Raw genomic sequence first — 14822 nt, forward strand, 5'->3', positions numbered from 1 at the left:
GAGAAGAGTGATCGCAATGTATAACTTGCCTGACGAAAGAGGCCATTTCGGCCAGTTTGGCGGCACGTTCGTCGCCGAAACGCTGGTTCATGCGCTCGACGAGTTGCGTGCAGCGTACGAAAAATATCAGAAAGACCCGGAATTCGTCGCTGAATATGAGCGCGAATTGAAGTATTTCGTCGGCCGTCCGTCGCCGATTTATCACGCACAGCGCTGGAGCGAAATGCTCGGCGGCGCGCAAATTTTCCTCAAACGCGAGGATCTGAATCACACCGGCGCACACAAGATCAACAACGTCATCGGCCAGGCGCTGCTCGCGAGGCGCATGGGCAAACCGCGCGTGATCGCGGAAACCGGCGCCGGCCAGCACGGCGTGGCCACGGCCACCATCGCCGCGCGTTTCGGCATGGAGTGCGTGGTCTACATGGGCGCCGAAGACGTGCGCCGCCAGGCCGCCAACGTGTACCGCATGAAGTTGCTGGGCGCGACTGTCGTGCCGGTCGAGTCGGGCTCGCGTACGCTGAAAGACGCGTTGAATGAAGCCATGCGCGATTGGGTTACTAACGTGGAAGATACGTTCTACATCATCGGCACAGTGGCGGGACCGCATCCCTACCCAATGATGGTGCGCGACTTCCAGCGTGTAATCGGCGACGAATGCAAGGTGCAGATGCCGGAGCTGGTCGGTCGTCAGCCGGATGCAGTGATCGCGTGCGTTGGGGGCGGTTCGAACGCAATGGGGATCTTTTACCCCTATATTGACGACGCTTCGGTGAAATTGATCGGCGTCGAAGCGGCCGGCGACGGCATCGAAACCGGCCGTCATGCCGCTTCGCTGATCGGCGGAAGCCCCGGCGTGCTGCATGGGAACCGCACCTACCTGCTTCAGGACGAAAACGGCCAGATTATCGAAACCCATTCGGTGTCGGCGGGCCTCGATTATCCGGGCGTCGGTCCTGAGCATGCGTGGCTAAAAGAGAGCAAACGCGCGGAATATGTCGGCATCACCGACGAAGAAGCGCTCAAGGCGTTTCACGACTGCTGCCGTATCGAGGGCATTATTCCGGCACTGGAATCCAGCCACGCGCTGGCCTATGCCGCGAAGCTCGCACCGACGCTGCCGAAGGACAAATACCTTCTGGTCAATCTGTCGGGCCGCGGCGACAAGGACATGCATACGGTCGCCGAGCGATCGGGCATTCAGTTCTGAGCGCCGCGACGATGCGCGACGAGTTCGACGAGCCGCAGCCGGCAATTGAAAGCACGCCGGTCGCCAACGCACCGGCGGCCGGCACGCCTGCAACGCTGTTACCGCAGGTGCCCACCGGCATCCAGCTGTTGAACCGCGATTTTCTGTCCGATGTAGCGAACATTCCCGACGGGTCGATTGACCTCATCTTGTGCGATCCGCCCTACGGGCTGGGCAAGGATTACGGCAACGACTCCGACATGCGCACGGGCGACGATTTTCTCGCCTGGACGCGTGGCTGGCTCGAACTGGCTATCCCGAAGCTCAAGCCGTCGGGTTCGCTGTACATTTTCTGCACATGGCAGTACGCGCCGGAAATCTTCAGCTTCCTGAAGACAAAACTCACGATGATCAACGAAATCATCTGGGACCGGCGTGTGCCGAGCATGGGCGGTACGGTGCGCCGTTTTACTTCGGTGCACGACAACATCGGCTTTTTCGCGGTATCGAAAGATTACTTTTTCGATCTCGATCCCGTCCGCATCCCGTACGATGCCGCCACGAAGAAGGCGCGTTCGCGTAAATTGTTCGAAGGCAGTAAGTGGCTCGAGGTTGGCTATAATCCAAAAGATGTCTGGTCGGTATCGCGGCTGCATCGGCAACACGCCGAGCGCGTCGCGCACCCCACCCAGAAGCCTCTGGAAATCGTCGAGCGGATGGTGCTGGCAAGTTGTCCGAAGGGCGGGCGCGTGCTCGACCCTTTCATGGGCAGTGGCACCACCGCAGTCGCTTGCGCCCGTCAGCAGCGCGAATTCGTCGGCTATGAGATTAATGAAAGTTACTGCGCGATCGCGCGTGAACGCGTCAGCGCTGCTGCCGCGCCGCCGGTAGCGCGCCGGGTCAAAGCCAAAACTCAACGGCAGACCGAAGTGCAATGACCGGCGTGCATGAGCACGTTGCGCGGTAACTCAATCCGAGAATATTCCATGTCCCGTATCAAGAACACGTTTGCTGCGCTGTCCGCCCAAGGCAAGAAAGGCCTGATTCCGTTCATGACGGCCGGTGACCCGGACCCAGCCCGTACCGTCGAATTCATGCATGCACTCGCCGCCGGCGGCGCCGATGTGATCGAGCTCGGTGTACCGTTTTCCGACCCTATGGCCGACGGCCCGGTCATCCAGCAGTCGTCGGAGCGCGCGTTGGCGCAAGGCATGTCGCTGCGCCATGTGATCGCCGACGTCAAGCGCTTCCGCGAAACCAACGACACGACGCCCGTAGTACTGATGGGCTACGCAAATCCGATCGAGCGCATGGGCACCGAGGCCTTCGCCAAGGCCGCAAAGGAGGCCGGCGTGGACGGCGTGCTGGTTGTCGACTATCCGCCGGAAGAGTGCGCTAATTTCGCCGAACAGATGCGATCTGCGGGCATCGACCCGATTTTCCTGCTTGCGCCCACGTCGACCGACGAACGCATCGCGGAAGTCGGCAAAATCGCCCGCGGCTACGTCTATTACGTGTCGTTAAAAGGCGTGACCGGAGCGGCAAATCTGGACGTTTCCAGCATCGCGAGTAAAATCCCGGCCATCAAGTCGCGCGTCCCCCTGCCGGTGGGCGTCGGTTTCGGTATCCGTGACGCGCAGACGGCGCGTGCGGTGGCCGAAGTGTCCGATGCTGTTGTAATTGGCAGCCGTATCGTGCAATTGCTGGAACAGGCGGCGCCCGAAAGCGCTGCCGCGACGCTTACGCGTTTCGTCGCAGAAGTGCGCGAGGCGCTGGATAGCGTCGCTACTGTCCGATAACAGTTAATTTTTGTCTTCTGTAGTGTGAGCGGCGGGCTTGGGCCCGCCGTTTGCGCGATCGTAGACCCCAGAAGGATTCAATATGAGCTGGCTCGATAAACTGCTGCCGCCGAAAATCAAACAAACCGACCCGAAGAACCGCAAGGGGATTCCGGAAGGCCTGTGGATCAAGTGCCCGTCGTGCGAAGCCGTGCTGTACCGCAACGACGTCGAGGCCAATCTGCATGTTTGCCCGAAGTGCGACCACCACATGCGCATCGGCGCGCGTGAGCGGCTCGATGGCCTGCTCGATCCGGAAGGCCGCTACGAAATCGGCCAGGAAATCGTCCCGGTCGACGCGCTCAAGTTCAAAGACAGCCGCAAGTACCCGGACCGTCTGAAAGAAGCGATGGACGACACCGACGAAACCGACGCGATGGTCGTCATGGGCGGTGCGATCCATACGCTGCCGGTGGTGGTGGCCTGCTTCGAGTTCTCGTTCATGGGCGGCTCGATGGGCTCCGTGGTCGGCGAGCGTTTCGTGCGCGGCGCGCAGAACGCGCTCGAACAGAAAGTGCCGTTCATCTGTTTTACCGCTTCGGGCGGCGCGCGGATGCAGGAAAGCTTGCTCTCGCTGATGCAAATGGCGAAGACCACGGCCATGCTGACGAAGCTCGCTGAAGCCAAGCTGCCGTTCATCTCCGTGCTGACCGACCCGACCATGGGCGGCGTATCGGCCAGTTTCGCGTTCCTCGGCGACGTGGTGATCGCGGAACCGAAGGCGCTGATCGGCTTTGCCGGCCCGCGCGTGATCGAGCAAACCGTGCGCGAGAAACTGCCGGAAGGCTTCCAGCGCGCCGAGTTCCTGTTGACGAAGGGCGCGATCGACATGATCGTCGACCGTCGCAAGCTGCGTGAAGAGATCGCCCAGTTGATGGCGCTCCTGAGCCATCAGCCGGCTGACGCGGTGGCGTAAGCCGGCGTCACGGTGAATCGTCGCTGCGCTTCTCAAGCGTGAGCACCGCCGGAAAAGCAGTAAAAACAGCGCGCCGCGTGAGTGATCAAGCGGCGCGCTGTCATTTCCGGGATAATCACGGTCTCGCAACGCAGCGCCGGCTGCAAACGACGGCCAGCGCGGGCAGCCTCCGGTTTCCGCGCATAAACCCGCCCGGCAGACCCGGCTCTGGCCGCAGCCGCAGCCGACCGGCGCACATTCGCAACACTGCCAAACCGATTCACTCGCGATTCATCCGATGACCACATTCCCCACCCTCGACGCGTGGCTCACGCACCTTGAATCCGCGCATCCGGTCGGCATCGACATGGGTCTCACCCGCATCACCCAGGTGCGTGACGCGCTGCAACTGTCGTTCGCATGTCCGGTCATCACCGTCGGCGGCACCAACGGCAAGGGTTCGACGTGTGCGATCCTCGAATCCATTCTGCTGCGCGCGGGTTACACGGTGGGCTGCCATACGTCGCCGCACCTGCTGTCGTTCAACGAGCGAGCGCGGGTGAATGGCGAAATGGCGAGCGACGCGGATCTGCTGCCGCATTTCGAAGCCGTCGAAGCCGCGCGCCTGAGCCTCGCCGAGCCGGTCACGCTGACCTACTTCGAATTCACGACGCTGGCGATCATGAGCCTGTTCGCTTCGCGCGGACTCGACGCGGTGATTTTCGAAGTCGGTCTTGGCGGCCGCCTCGATGCGGTGAATATCCTCGATACGGATTGCGCGATCATCACCAGCATCGATATCGATCACACGGACTATCTGGGCGACACGCGCGAGAAAATCGCGTTCGAAAAAGCCGGCATTTTCCGTCCAGGCAAGCCGGCGATCTGTGCGGACCCGGTGCCGCCGCAATCGCTGATCGATTACGCGGAAAAAATCGGCGCGCAATTGTGGCTGTTCGGCCGCGATTTCCGCTATGAAGGGCAGGCCGGCAGCGAGCGCCAGCAATGGAGCTACATCGGCCCGACCATGCGGCGTTCGGCGCTGGCCTATCCGGCGCTGCGCGGCGCGAATCAACTGATCAACACGTCGGCGGCGCTCGCCGGTCTCGAAGCGTTGCGCGACCGCTTGCCGGTGTCGGCGCAGGACATCCGCCTCGGCCTCGCCAACGTTGAACTGCCGGGGCGTTTCCAGGTGCTGCCGGGCAAGCCGGCCATCGTGCTGGATGTCGGCCACAATCCGCACGCCGCGGCTGTGCTGACGCAAAACCTCGGCAACATGGGTTTTTTCCCGTACACCTACGCGGTGTTCGGCGCGATGCGCGATAAGGACATTGCCGGCCTGTTGTCGCATCTGAAGGGCGAAATCGACCACTGGTGCGTGACCGATCTGCCAACGCCGCGGGCGGCTTCAGCGGAAGAGCTCGAAGCGGCCTTGCGCGAGCAGGGCGTGGGCGAGAGCGCCGACAGCAGCGTGACGCGCTACGCAACGCCGGCCGAGGCTTTCCAAGACGCGCTAAAACGAGCGTCAGAGAATGATAGAATCGTGGTTTTCGGCAGTTTCTATACGGTAGCGGGCGTCATGGCCTACCGTAAATCGCAGCAACACTGAACGGGCGCCAGCCTCGAACCAAGCGATTCATGGGAATTTTCTCGTTCGGCAAGAAAGACGACGCGCCCACCCGGCGCGGCGCAAACACCAGTTCCACCCGCGCCGCCCGTGGCGAGCGCGTGGAGCGGCGGACCCGCCGCACGGAGCGCACCGTCGACGCCGATGCGATGCTGCTCGACCCTACGTTGCCGGAAAAGCAGCGAGCGCGTCGCCGCCTCGTTGGCGCTATCGCGATGGTCGTGGCCGCGGTCGTCATCTTGCCAATGGTGCTGGACTCGCATCCCAAGCCCGTTACAGACGACATTTCCATCGACATTCCAAGCCGCCCCGCGCCGAAACTCGCCAAAGCCGAGGAAGACACGCAGGCCGGTGTAGCACCCGACAATCCCACGCCGGACGCGGCACTTGCCGCGTCCGGCCTTGCACCGGCTACGGCAGCGAAACAGGGCCAGTCCGGCGCCACGAAGCAGCCGGGCGCGGAAACGAACGCAACGGCAGCGTCCGCGGCCAGGCCGGTGGTGAAACCGCAGGCGCCGTCCGTCGCTGCCAACACCACGCCAGCGGCGCCCGCTGCGGCCGCCAAGCCGGCCAAACCGCCGGTCACGCATAACGCCGCGACCGCTCCCGCCACTCCGGCGCCGACCGCTCAGGCCCCGCACTCCGACGACACCAACACGGCCGCCGGCGCGGACGCGAATTCCGGCACGCCGGCTTCGCCGCCGGGCAGCCGTTTCGCCGTGCAACTCGGCGCGTTTGCAAACGACACCAACGCGCGTAGTTGGGCAGCCAAGTTGAAAGCGGCGGGCGTGCCCGCATATACCGAACATCGGAAGCAGGCTGACGGCTCCACGCTCACGTTGCTGCGAGCCGGGCCGTTCGCCGACCGTGCGGCGGCAAGCGCCGCCATTGCAAAGGTGCGCGAGGCCGGCTTGATGTCGGGCGCGACCAGCGGCGCTACACAGTAAGCCGGCGATGTTCACTGCCTTCGACTACGCTGTAATGGCGGTGATCGGTTTGTCGGCGCTGCGCGGCACATGGCGCGGGTTTTTGTCGGAGATATTCGGGCTGATCGGCTGGATTGCGGCGTTTTTCATTGCTTGCCGCTTTGTGGGTTACGTCGTGCCGTTGATCCCGTCCAACTGGCCGGGCGGCGCGTTGACCCAGTGGCTGCTGGCCTTCGCGCTGGTGGTGATCGGTGTGGTGCTGGTGGCGAGCGTGTTGAATGCCCTTCTGAGCCGCATCGTGCAGGCAACCGGCTTGAGCGGCGTGGACCGCTCGCTCGGTTTGATGTTCGGCCTCGTGCGCGGGGTCATTCTGGTGCTGATTCTGGTCGCCCTGGCTGGCTTGACCGAACTGCCCCAACAGGAATTCTGGCGCAACGCCTTGCTTCGGCCCTATGCGGTCGAGGGCGTGCACGTAATGAAACCGCTGCTTCCCGAGACGCTGGCTGCTTACGTCCGAGTGTGACGATCAGGCGAGTGGTTAGGGAACCGCAGCAGGACTCCGGCGCAAACCGGCTGCCTTTACGTTCGGTCGCGTAGCTTTGCGAACGCCCCGAAGGGCGTTCCTCGGGACGCCATCGCAGGCAGCGGCCGCCATGACGAATTTCGTACCTTTGAAGGACATGCCATGTGCGGCATCGTAGGCGTAGTTTCCCACTCTCCGGTCAATCAGCTGATCTATGACAGCCTGCTGCTTCTGCAGCACCGCGGTCAGGACGCCGCCGGCATCGCGACGGCGAACGGCAGCAATTTCCACATGCACAAGGCGAACGGCATGGTGCGCGACGTGTTCCGCACGCGCAACATGCGCAGCCTGCCCGGCACGACCGGTATCGGCCAGGTCCGCTATCCGACCGCTGGTTCCGCGTCGAGCGAGGAAGAAGCCCAGCCGTTCTACGTGAACGCGCCGTTCGGCATTATCCTTGCGCACAACGGCAATCTGACCAACTGGCAGCAACTGAAAGATGAGATGTTCCGCATCGATCGCCGCCACATCAATACCAACTCCGACACCGAAGTGATGCTCAACGTGCTCGCGCACGAATTGCAGCTCTCCAGCTCGGGCCTGCAACTCGATCCGGCCGCGCTGTTCAACGCCGTGTCGGGCGTGCATCGCCGGGTGCGCGGTTCGTACGCGATCGTGTCGCTGATCGCCGGTTACGGCCTGCTGGGCTTCCGCGACCCGTTCGGCATCCGCCCGCTGTGCCTCGGCAAGCAGGAAACGGCCGAAGGCGTCGAGTGGATCCTCGCGTCGGAGTCGGTGGCGATCGAAGGTATCGGCTTCGAATTCGTGCGCGACGTGGCGCCGGGCGAAGCGATTTTCATCGACCTCGAAGGCAATCTGCACTCGCAGCAATGCGCGACGAACCCAAGCCTGAACCCCTGCATTTTCGAACTCGTGTATCTCGCGCGTCCGGATTCGGTGCTCGACGGCGTGCCGGTGTACAACGTGCGTCTGCGCATGGGCGACTACCTCGCCGAGAAGATCAGGCGCGAGTTGCCCGACGTCGCGATCGACGTCGTGATGCCGATTCCCGATTCGTCCCGTCCGGCCGCCATGCAGGTCGCGAAAAAGCTGGGCGTGGAATACCGCGAAGGTTTCTTCAAGAACCGTTACGTCGGCCGCACCTTCATCATGCCCGGTCAGGCCGTGCGTAAGAAGTCGGTGCGCCAGAAGCTGAACGCGATGGGCATCGAGTTCAAGGGCAAGAACGTGCTGATCGTCGACGACTCGATCGTGCGCGGCACCACGTCGCATGAAATCGTGCAGATGGCGCGCGATGCCGGCGCGAACAAGGTGATCTTCGCTTCGGCGGCGCCGCCGGTGAAGTTCCCGAACGTCTACGGTATCGACATGCCCACGCGCGGCGAACTCGTCGCCCACGGCCGCTCGGACGACGAAGTTGCGCGCATGATCGGCGCGGACCATCTCGTTTATCAGGATGTCGACGCGCTCAAGCAGGCCGTGCGCGATATCAACCCGGCGCTGAAGGAATTCGAAGCGTCGTGTTTCGACGGTAACTACGTGACCGGCGACGTCACCACCGAGTACCTGGACCGCATCGAAACCGCGCGTCTCGCACCGTCCTCGCAATCGGACCGCGACGCCGCAAGCGAAGCGCTCGACGGCGGCGGCCCGGCCCGTTCGCAACTGCATCTGCAACTGTCGGTAGGTTGAGCGCGGGCTGAACGGTTCCGCTTCCGGTGCGGCACGCTGCACGCCACGCCGGGAGCGTGTTAGCATGACGGCTTGCGTCGATTTGATCTCAGCTTGCGGACGCGGGGCAACCCGAAACAGCTAAAGCGAAGGGTGGAAAAGCCACACTCATCCGCCTCCGCTCCAGCTTTCCCCCGCACATGAAGCCCGCTTATGCCGACGCAAAAGCGGGCTTTTTTGTTGCTGCCGTTCGGCCTGTACGCTCGATTCATTGCATCTGAGCCGCACACGCCGAACGCAGCCACATGGAACATTGGAAACCAGAACCAACATGGACGACTCCCTGAACTTCGATACGCTGGCAGTCCGCTCGGGCACGGTGCGCAGCGACTTCAACGAACATTCGGAAGCGATTTTCCTGACCTCGAGTTTCGTGTTCGCGAGTGCCGCGGACGCCGCCGAGAAATTCAAGAACTCCGAAGACAACTACACCTATTCGCGCTTCACGAACCCGACCGTTTCGATGTTCCAGGATCGCCTGGCCGCGCTCGAAGGCGGCGAAGCCTGCATGGCGACGGCCTCGGGCATGGCCGCGATCATGTCGGTGGTGATGTCGGCGTTGCAGGCGGGCGACCATCTGGTGAGCTCGCAGGCACTGTTCGGCTCGACGCTCGGCATGTTCTCGCAGATCTTCAGCAAGTTCGGCATCACGACGACGTTCGTCGATCCGACCGATCTGGACGCGTGGAAGAATGCCGTGCGCCCGGAGACGAGGATGTTCTTCCTCGAAACGCCGTCGAATCCACTGACCGAAGTCGCCGATATCGAAGCGATCGGCAAGATCGCCAAGGCATCGAACGCGCTGTTCGTGGTCGACAACTGCTTCTGCAGCCCGGCCTTGCAACAGCCGCTGAAGCTCGGCGCGGACGTCGTGATGCATTCGGCCACCAAGTTCCTCGACGGTCAGGGCCGCGTGCTGGGCGGCGCGCTGGTCGGTTCGAAGCAGTTCATCATGGAGAAGGTGTTCCCGTTCGTGCGCAGCGCCGGGCCGACGCTGTCCGCCTTCAACGCGTGGGTGCTGCTCAAGGGCATGGAAACGCTATCGCTGCGCGTTGAAAAGCAGTCGGCGAATGCGCTTGAAATCGCGCGCTGGCTGGAAACGCATCCGGCCGTGAATCGCGTGTTCTATCCGGGGCTGGAATCGCATCCGCAGCATGCGCTGGCCATGCGCCAGCAGAAAGCGGGCGGCGCGATCCTGTCGTTCGAGTTGAAGGGCGACACGCCCGAGCAGATGCGCGCGAATGCATGGCGCGTGATCGACAACACGAAGATCTGCTCGATCACCGGCAATCTCGGCGATACGCGCACCACTATCACGCACCCGGCCACGACCACGCATGGTCGCGTGACGCCGGAAGCGCGCGCGGCGGCGGGCATCAGCGAAGGCTTGATCCGTCTTGCTGTGGGTCTGGAGAACGCCGGCGATATCCGCGGCGATCTGGAGCGCGGACTGGCGGGTTGAGTGAAGGTCAGAGCGAAAGCTCGATGCAGGGCAAGCGGGCCGCGCTGTCAGGCGGCTCGCGCAATAACACCCAGAGCAGTAAGACTGCGGCGCAGCAAAAACACAGCGTAGTAAAGACTCAGCGAAGCAAAAACACAGCGCAGTGAAAACTCAGTGGCGCAGCGCGCGCCACTGACCGGGCGCCAGCCTGAAACGCCGCGTGAACGCGTGCGTATAGGCGCTCTGATCGCCAAAGCCGATGTCCAGCGCGATATCGGTCAACGAAAGCCGCGGGTCAGCCAGCAACGCGAGCGACGTATCGAGCCGCAGACGCTGCAGATAGCGATGCGGTGTCTCGCCGAAAGCCTCGATAAAAAGCTGATGAAAGCGCCGCATGCCGAACCCGCAATGGGCGGCGAGGTCGGCGATCCGCACGGGCTCCGACAAATGCGCGCGCAGCCAGCGGTCGATGCGCGCAAAGTCGAGACCGGCGCCTGCTGCCTGCGCGCCGGCCGTCGTGCCCGCGTCGGCCACCAACGCCGCGCCGAGCCGCGCGGCTGCGTCCCAATGAAAACGCCGTGCGTCCAGATCATTGCCTTGAGCGCCGCCGGCAGCGTGCGCCGCGATGCGATGCACGAGTTGCGTCAGCGAGCCGTCGACCGCGACCGCCCGCGCACGGTCGAAAAGCCGTTCCGGCACGGCCAGCGACGAAGCCGGCAAGTCCAGCACCAGCTGCCGGTTCTCGCCGACGCCCGCGTAATCGTGCCGTGCGCCCGCCGGAATGAGCCACGCGGAGCCGGCGTCGATCTGATGCGCGACGCCGTGTACCGTCATGACCATCGCGCCGTCGAGCCCGAGCACGACCTGGTGAAAGTCGTGCACGTCCGAGGCCTCGATCGCGCCGTAGCGGCGCAGGGAAACGCTAGGCGCGGTGACGGCGGCGTGACTCATCGGCGATACGCGGTAACAGGGAACAGCGAAAACTCAGACGCCGAGCAATTCGACTTCGAACACGAGCGTCGCATTCGGCGGAATCACGCCGCCCGCGCCGCGCACGCCGTAGCCGAGTTGCGGCGGGATGGTCAGTTTGCGGGTGCCACCAACCTTCATGCCTTGCACGCCTTCGTCCCAGCCCTTGATGACCATGCCGCCGCCCAGCACGAAAGCGAACGGATCATTGCGGTCCTTGCTGGAGTCGAACTTCTGGCCGTCGGTCAGCCAGCCGGTGTAGTGGACGCTGACGGTCTTGCCGGCCACTGCCTCGGCGCCCGTGCCTTCAACGATGTCTTCGTATTTCAAACCGGATTCGGTAGTCACAGACATGTGTCGCTCCTCAGATCAAAAACGTAAAAACCGACATTGTAGGCGTGTTGACGCCGCGTCGCCGAGGATTGCCGCGTGGCACGCGGATTGCGTGAATGCGGGTCGCCCGGCAAGGCTGGTCGCGCTGGATGGCATGCCTATAATGGGGCTTCTTTCAATCATCATGCACCGCCTGAGAGGGCTCGATCGTGACAACGTCTTCAACCGGAACTGCTGGCGAAAAGCCGGTGCCTTCCGGCTTCGCCGTATCCGAACGCACCGCGCTTCTGCGCGCGGAAACCGCGCTGTTCATGCGTGATTATGTGCTGTCGCTGGTGTCGCACGACCTGCGTGGTCCGTTGAACGCCATTCATAGCTGGGCGTACGTGCTGGAGCGCAAGCTCGACGCGAACGACCCCAACGCGCAGCGCGCCGTTACTGGCATTCGCAATGGCGTGGATCAGCAGGTCAAGCTGCTCGAAACGATCGTCGACGCCACGCGCGCCGAGACCAAATCATTGGCGCTTGCCTACGCGCAGTTTTCCCTGCATCCGTTAATCGAAGAAACGGTAGAAGAAATCCGCTCGGGTCTGGGTCGCGCGCGCGGCGTGGAAGTCACGGTCGACTCGCAACTGGCCACCGAGCAACTCAACGGCGACCGGGAGCGCCTTGCCGCCGCGCTATGGCTGATGCTCATGTTCGCGGTCGAAACGAGCGCGGAAGGCGCGACGATCACCCTGGTCACGAAAGCGGATACGAATGCATGGCACGCTAGCGTCAAGTACGAGGCCAACAGCACCGCGTTGGAGGATCCCGCCTTGCCGCATGTGCTCGAAGCGTTTGCCCGCAAGCAGGCGCGCGAGCCGCGCGAAGCGAAGCGGATCGCGTGGGTGCTGGCGCTGTGCAAGCGCGTTGCCGAAGCGCACGGCGGCAGTTTCGAGCAAGGCGACGCAACAGGCAGCGACACAGCCGCGCTCGCTCTGCGCGTGCCGCTGAGCGCAACGGCGCCGAAATGAACGGTTCGACTCAGCCGCGTACTCCGCGCGATTAGTTTTCACAGAGCTTTCACCCTCTATACTGACAACTTTTGTTGCCGGAGCTTGCCGCTTTGATTCAGGTCGTCGCCCTTATTGGTGCGTTGTTTCTCGTCGCCCTCAACGGCTTCTTTGTGGCCGCTGAATTCGGTCTGGTCAAACTGCGGCAGACGCGCGTGCAAAGCCTTGCCGCCGCGCATGGCATGCGCGGACGTCTGCTCGGCAAGGTGCACGGACGCCTCGACGCCTATCTCTCCGCGTGCCAGTTGGGCATTACGCTGGCGTCGCTCGGGCTTGGCTGGATCGGCGAGCCCGCGTTCGCGGAACTGCTCACGCCGGTCTTCAGCCTGCTCGGCGTCGAATCGGAGAAACTGATCCACGGTATCTCGCTCTTCTTCGCGTTCTCGTGCATATCGTTTCTGCACATCGTGGTGGGCGAACTCGCGCCCAAGTCGCTGGCGATTCGCGAGGCGGAGAAAGTCTCGCTATGGGCCGCCACGCCGCTGTATGGCTTCTACTGGGCAATGTATCCGGCGATCTGGGTGCTCAATACGAGCGCCAACGCTGTGCTCAAGCTAGCCCGGCTCGACGCGGACCACGGCCACGACTCGCACTACTCGACCGACGAACTCAAGCTGATCCTGCGCGGCCGCCGCGCCAACGTCGCCACGGAGCTGGGTTCGCCGGAGGGAGCCTACAGCCAGGATGAGTGGAACACGATCGCGCACTCGCTGGACTTTTCGCGCATGACCGTGTCGGACCTCATGCGTCCGGCCTACGAAATGGTCGGCCTGCGGCGTGATCTGCCGTTGCGGGAAAACATGCAGGTGGTGGCGCAGCACCGCTTCAGCCGCTATCCGCTGTTCGAAGACGCATCCGGCGAACGCGTGGCCGGCATGATCCATTTGAAGGACTTGCTGCTGGCCCGCCACGCGGGCAGCACGCTCGAGGATCTTTCCAAATACGCGCGCCCGGTGCAGTACGTCATGCCGGATCTGCCGGCGCTGGAACTGTTTCGCCGCTTCCGCAAGGGCGCGCCGCACTTCGCGCTGGTCGGCCACAAGCGGGAGAAGCCGATCGGTTTCCTGACGCTCGACAATCTGCTCGGCGCACTGGTCGGCCAGATCCACGACGAATTCCGTCAGGGCGACGCCGACTGGACCCGCATGGACGACGGCACCTTGATGGGCAAGGGCAGTTTGCCGGTGGTCTCGCTGGAACGCGCGTTGGGGATCGATATCGACGAAGGCAAGGCCGAATCGGTTGGCGGCCTCGTCATTCAGGCGCTCAACGATTTGCCGACCGAAGGCCAGCGAGTCGAGTTCGATCGCTTCGACGTGGTGGTCAAGAAAATGAAAGGGCCGCGCATCGTGCTCGTGCGGGTTTATCCGAAAGCTTTCGACGACGAAGGTGGTTAGAGCGCGATAGAGCCGTGCCGGATTCCACTTTGCGCTGAATCCGGCAGAGCGCGCAGCAGCATCGCGCAGGTAGAATTGGCCTCCACACCATTGGGGGCGACATGGGATATCTGCTGGTGCTGTGCGTGGGATTACTGGCCGGCATGTTGAGCGGCGTGGTCGGCACCGGCTCGTCGATGATGCTGATGCCCGTCCTCGTGATGCTGTTCGGTCCGCAAGAGGCGGTGCCGATCATGGCGATCGCCGCAATCATGGGCAACTTCGGCAAGGTTCTCGCGTGGTGGCGCGAGATCGACTGGCGGGCGTGCGGCGCCTACTGCGCGACCGCAGTGCCGGGCGCGGCGCTGGGCGTGCGAACGCTGCTCGCATTGCCGCCTCATGCCGTCGAAATTGCATTGGGACTCTTCTTTGTCGCGATGGTGCCCACGCGGCGGTGGCTCGCGCGGCGGGCCATCAGGTTCTCGCTCTGGCAGCTTTCGATGATTGGCGGCGTGGTGGGTTTTCTCACCGGAATCGTCGTCTCCACCGGGCCGATCACGGTGCCCGTGTTCATGTCCTATGGCCTCGTGAAAGGCGCTTTTCTCGCCACCGAAGCGGCGGGCTCACTGACCGTCTACGCCTCCAAAGTCGCGGTTTTCAACCATTTCGGCGCTTTGCCTTTGCACGTGGTGATCGACGGCTTGATCACCGGCTCCGCGCTGATGGTTGGGTCGTTTGCCGCGCGGATAATCGTGGTCCGGATGAGTCCCGCCACCTTCAAACTGGTCGTCGACGGTTTGATGCTGTCGTCGGGGCTTTCGTTACTGTGGGCCGCGGGCCGCTAGCTTGAACGATCGGCCTGGACGACTGAGGCCTCAAACACTCACCGAAAATCGCG

General features: G+C 63.2%; 14 protein-coding genes. 12 read left to right on the top strand and 2 right to left on the bottom strand.

The annotated features are described in order from the left end of the window. Window positions 1–16: 16 nt before the first annotated feature. The 9 genes from trpB to PDMSB3_RS21105 all read left to right on the top strand — a co-directional run bounded on the left by trpB (window position 17) and on the right by PDMSB3_RS21105 (window position 10212). The gene (gene trpB / locus PDMSB3_RS21065; RefSeq protein WP_165187596.1) at window positions 17–1210 is read left to right on the top strand and encodes a tryptophan synthase subunit beta; all 1194 of its coding nucleotides are present in this window, start codon (window positions 17–19) and stop codon (window positions 1208–1210) included. An 11-nt stretch (window positions 1211–1221) separates the two neighbouring features. Continuing rightward, window positions 1222–2127 carry a DNA-methyltransferase gene (locus PDMSB3_RS21070; protein WP_007178789.1) on the top strand — a complete coding sequence of 302 codons (906 nt, stop codon included), beginning with the start codon at window positions 1222–1224 and terminating at the stop codon, window positions 2125–2127. Between the two features lie 48 nt (window positions 2128–2175). After that, window positions 2176–2988, top strand: a complete 813-nt coding sequence (trpA, locus tag PDMSB3_RS21075; RefSeq protein WP_165187598.1) for a tryptophan synthase subunit alpha — start codon at window positions 2176–2178, stop codon at window positions 2986–2988. Between the two features lie 82 nt (window positions 2989–3070). Next, complete coding sequence (gene accD, locus PDMSB3_RS21080) at window positions 3071–3943, top strand: acetyl-CoA carboxylase, carboxyltransferase subunit beta (protein ID WP_007178791.1); 873 nt, start codon at window positions 3071–3073, stop codon at window positions 3941–3943. A 277-nt stretch (window positions 3944–4220) separates the two neighbouring features. Further along, window positions 4221–5531, top strand: a complete 1311-nt coding sequence (gene folC, locus PDMSB3_RS21085) for a bifunctional tetrahydrofolate synthase/dihydrofolate synthase (protein ID WP_007178792.1) — start codon at window positions 4221–4223, stop codon at window positions 5529–5531. A 29-nt stretch (window positions 5532–5560) separates the two neighbouring features. Further along, window positions 5561–6496: an SPOR domain-containing protein gene (locus tag PDMSB3_RS21090; RefSeq protein WP_165187600.1), complete on the top strand. Its 936-nt coding sequence runs from the start codon at window positions 5561–5563 to the stop codon at window positions 6494–6496. A gap of 7 nt (window positions 6497–6503) precedes the next feature. After that, entirely contained in the window at window positions 6504–6998 is a 495-nt protein-coding gene (locus PDMSB3_RS21095; RefSeq protein WP_007178794.1) for a CvpA family protein, read from the top strand. A gap of 162 nt (window positions 6999–7160) precedes the next feature. Further along, complete coding sequence (gene purF, locus PDMSB3_RS21100; protein WP_007178795.1) at window positions 7161–8711, top strand: amidophosphoribosyltransferase; 1551 nt, start codon at window positions 7161–7163, stop codon at window positions 8709–8711. A gap of 310 nt (window positions 8712–9021) precedes the next feature. Continuing rightward, entirely contained in the window at window positions 9022–10212 is a 1191-nt protein-coding gene (locus tag PDMSB3_RS21105) for an O-succinylhomoserine sulfhydrylase (protein WP_165187603.1), read from the top strand. Between the two features lie 150 nt (window positions 10213–10362). Here PDMSB3_RS21105 and PDMSB3_RS21110 read toward each other — a convergent pair whose 3' ends face one another. Both PDMSB3_RS21110 and PDMSB3_RS21115 read right to left on the bottom strand, forming a co-directional pair. Beyond that, window positions 10363–11142 (bottom strand): AraC family transcriptional regulator, encoded by a 780-nt coding sequence (locus tag PDMSB3_RS21110; RefSeq protein ID WP_007178797.1) that lies wholly within the window; start codon window positions 11140–11142, stop codon window positions 10363–10365. A 33-nt stretch (window positions 11143–11175) separates the two neighbouring features. Then, on the bottom strand, window positions 11176–11514 hold the full coding sequence (locus tag PDMSB3_RS21115; protein WP_007178798.1) for an FKBP-type peptidyl-prolyl cis-trans isomerase: 339 nt from the start codon (window positions 11512–11514) through the stop codon (window positions 11176–11178). Between the two features lie 188 nt (window positions 11515–11702). On the opposite strand from PDMSB3_RS21115, the gene PDMSB3_RS21120 reads away from it, so the two are divergent. The 3 genes from PDMSB3_RS21120 to PDMSB3_RS21130 all read left to right on the top strand — a co-directional run bounded on the left by PDMSB3_RS21120 (window position 11703) and on the right by PDMSB3_RS21130 (window position 14769). Next, on the top strand, window positions 11703–12509 hold the full coding sequence (locus PDMSB3_RS21120; RefSeq protein WP_007178799.1) for a sensor histidine kinase: 807 nt from the start codon (window positions 11703–11705) through the stop codon (window positions 12507–12509). Between the two features lie 92 nt (window positions 12510–12601). Then, window positions 12602–13945 carry a hemolysin family protein gene (locus PDMSB3_RS21125; RefSeq protein ID WP_007178800.1) on the top strand — a complete coding sequence of 448 codons (1344 nt, stop codon included), beginning with the start codon at window positions 12602–12604 and terminating at the stop codon, window positions 13943–13945. A 101-nt stretch (window positions 13946–14046) separates the two neighbouring features. Next, window positions 14047–14769: a sulfite exporter TauE/SafE family protein gene (locus PDMSB3_RS21130; protein ID WP_007178801.1), complete on the top strand. Its 723-nt coding sequence runs from the start codon at window positions 14047–14049 to the stop codon at window positions 14767–14769. Window positions 14770–14822 lie beyond the last annotated feature (53 nt).

The organism is Paraburkholderia dioscoreae (assembly GCF_902459535.1).
GTDB lineage: Bacteria > Pseudomonadota > Gammaproteobacteria > Burkholderiales > Burkholderiaceae > Paraburkholderia > Paraburkholderia dioscoreae.

Excerpts from the sequence above, each read along its gene's own strand:
- trpB (WP_165187596.1), top strand. The coding sequence starts at position 17 with ATGTATAACTTGCCTGACGAAAGAGGCCATTTCGGCCAGTTTGGCGGC.
- PDMSB3_RS21070 (WP_007178789.1), top strand. The coding sequence starts at position 1,222 with ATGCGCGACGAGTTCGACGAGCCGCAGCCGGCAATTGAAAGCACGCCG.
- trpA (WP_165187598.1), top strand. The coding sequence starts at position 2,176 with ATGTCCCGTATCAAGAACACGTTTGCTGCGCTGTCCGCCCAAGGCAAG.
- accD (WP_007178791.1), top strand. The coding sequence starts at position 3,071 with ATGAGCTGGCTCGATAAACTGCTGCCGCCGAAAATCAAACAAACCGAC.
- folC (WP_007178792.1), top strand. The coding sequence starts at position 4,221 with ATGACCACATTCCCCACCCTCGACGCGTGGCTCACGCACCTTGAATCC.
- PDMSB3_RS21090 (WP_165187600.1), top strand. The coding sequence starts at position 5,561 with ATGGGAATTTTCTCGTTCGGCAAGAAAGACGACGCGCCCACCCGGCGC.
- PDMSB3_RS21095 (WP_007178794.1), top strand. The coding sequence starts at position 6,504 with ATGTTCACTGCCTTCGACTACGCTGTAATGGCGGTGATCGGTTTGTCG.
- purF (WP_007178795.1), top strand. The coding sequence starts at position 7,161 with ATGTGCGGCATCGTAGGCGTAGTTTCCCACTCTCCGGTCAATCAGCTG.
- PDMSB3_RS21105 (WP_165187603.1), top strand. The coding sequence starts at position 9,022 with ATGGACGACTCCCTGAACTTCGATACGCTGGCAGTCCGCTCGGGCACG.
- PDMSB3_RS21110 (WP_007178797.1), bottom strand. The coding sequence starts at position 11,142 with ATGAGTCACGCCGCCGTCACCGCGCCTAGCGTTTCCCTGCGCCGCTAC.
- PDMSB3_RS21115 (WP_007178798.1), bottom strand. The coding sequence starts at position 11,514 with ATGTCTGTGACTACCGAATCCGGTTTGAAATACGAAGACATCGTTGAA.
- PDMSB3_RS21130 (WP_007178801.1), top strand. The coding sequence starts at position 14,047 with ATGGGATATCTGCTGGTGCTGTGCGTGGGATTACTGGCCGGCATGTTG.